This is a genomic window from Paenisporosarcina sp. P4_D4, assembly GCF_056401835.1.
In genome coordinates, this window is sequence record NZ_JBFUIO010000306.1 from 1 (window position 1) to 1,235 (window position 1,235).

Genomic DNA, 1,235 nt, shown 5'->3' on the forward strand with positions numbered 1-1,235 from the left:
CCTTAATGAAGTAAAGCACCCGTTAGTTGAAGAAGAAATAAGTTGCTATTTTTTTACTGAAGTTATCTTTACAAGGAAGAAAGAAATTACCAAAGAAATGAATCCAAATATAAAGACTTTTAGCCAAGATATTTCTAGATTGAAAGGAGATATTTCCTCCATATTAAAAGTGTATAAGGACCACCATTCATCCCCTGTCGACAGAAAGACAGAAGCAAACAACCAAATACCAAATAACATAACAGCATTTACAAGCCAAAGGATTATATTCATGTTTCACTCCCCAATTTAGCCTCTTTACAATTAATTCAATTTAGCATTCTTGTTCAACTAACCTGCCCCGTTAGTTGAAGAAGACTATATAATCAGCCAATCATTTTCTTTTACATTGTAATCTTTCATAGCACTCTCTATTGCTTCCTTAAAGGTGTAATAAACTGTGTCTCCTATTACTTCCCATTCTGCATCACAAGAGAATAAGTAAAACTCTTTACTTCCTTCATACTGGCAGATAGCAATAGCAGTAATAGATAATTCATCAATTATCTCGTTTATATCGTTGATTGTTCCAACTATCCCATATTGATTAGAAACAGAATTTGTAGTGATAAGTATTACCTTAGCACCGTCTAATTCAGTTGGAAAATTCATATAAAGCCCTCCTCAATATCCTTCGTTCTTATTCAACTAACCTGCCCCGTTAGTTCAATAAGAAAAATGTTTATCTTTTTCGCTTTTCTAGCCAAGGTCGAATTTTCTTTTCAATTAATTTAACTCCAATATAAGCATCCAAGACACCAACTAATAAAGCAATAATAATCATACTTATACCAGTAGCATCAGCATTTACAATCGGTTTAAAAATCCCAAAAACGACAGATAAAAAAATGGGTAATGTTATTACAACCCAAACAACTACAAAAATATTAACCACTTTAAATGCCTCTTTTAATATTTATTTTAGGATAAGATAAAAGTTATTCTTTCGCTAACMTGCCCCGTTAGYTGAAWAAGAAAAAAGGGCTACCAAAGCAGCCCAARGATTTTTACTAAAGYACCCGTTAGTTGAATAAGAGAAGATTCTTAAGCAATTAAATAAGTCGACCCATATTATTTTTATATTATCTTTTGTTCTAACTTTTTAATTACTTTAAGAATTAAATCCCGGTTTTTAGCTGACTTCATCCATAAAGGTAACCTACTTTCCACGCTAAGGTAATACGGATGATTTTCTC

At 31.9% G+C, this 1,235-nt stretch carries 3 protein-coding genes; 1 reads left to right on the plus strand and 2 read right to left on the minus strand.

Features of this window, described 5'->3' with window-relative positions; all coding sequences use genetic code 11:
* Positions 1-292, plus strand: a 292-nt coding sequence (locus AC1DSL_RS18355; protein WP_477533355.1) for a hypothetical protein, incomplete at its 5' end; no start/stop codon positions are given.
* Positions 293-357: 65 nt separating this feature from the next.
* Here the strand turns inward: AC1DSL_RS18355 and AC1DSL_RS18360 are convergent.
* The gene (locus tag AC1DSL_RS18360; RefSeq protein ID WP_477533356.1) at positions 358-651 is read right to left on the minus strand and encodes a hypothetical protein; all 294 of its coding nucleotides are present in this window, start codon (positions 649-651) and stop codon (positions 358-360) included.
* Between the two features lie 70 nt (positions 652-721).
* The gene (locus tag AC1DSL_RS18365; protein WP_477533357.1) at positions 722-934 is read right to left on the minus strand and encodes a hypothetical protein; all 213 of its coding nucleotides are present in this window, start codon (positions 932-934) and stop codon (positions 722-724) included.
* Positions 935-1,235 lie beyond the last annotated feature (301 nt).

Excerpts from the sequence above, each read along its gene's own strand:
- AC1DSL_RS18360 (WP_477533356.1), bottom strand. The coding sequence starts at position 651 with ATGAATTTTCCAACTGAATTAGACGGTGCTAAGGTAATACTTATCACT.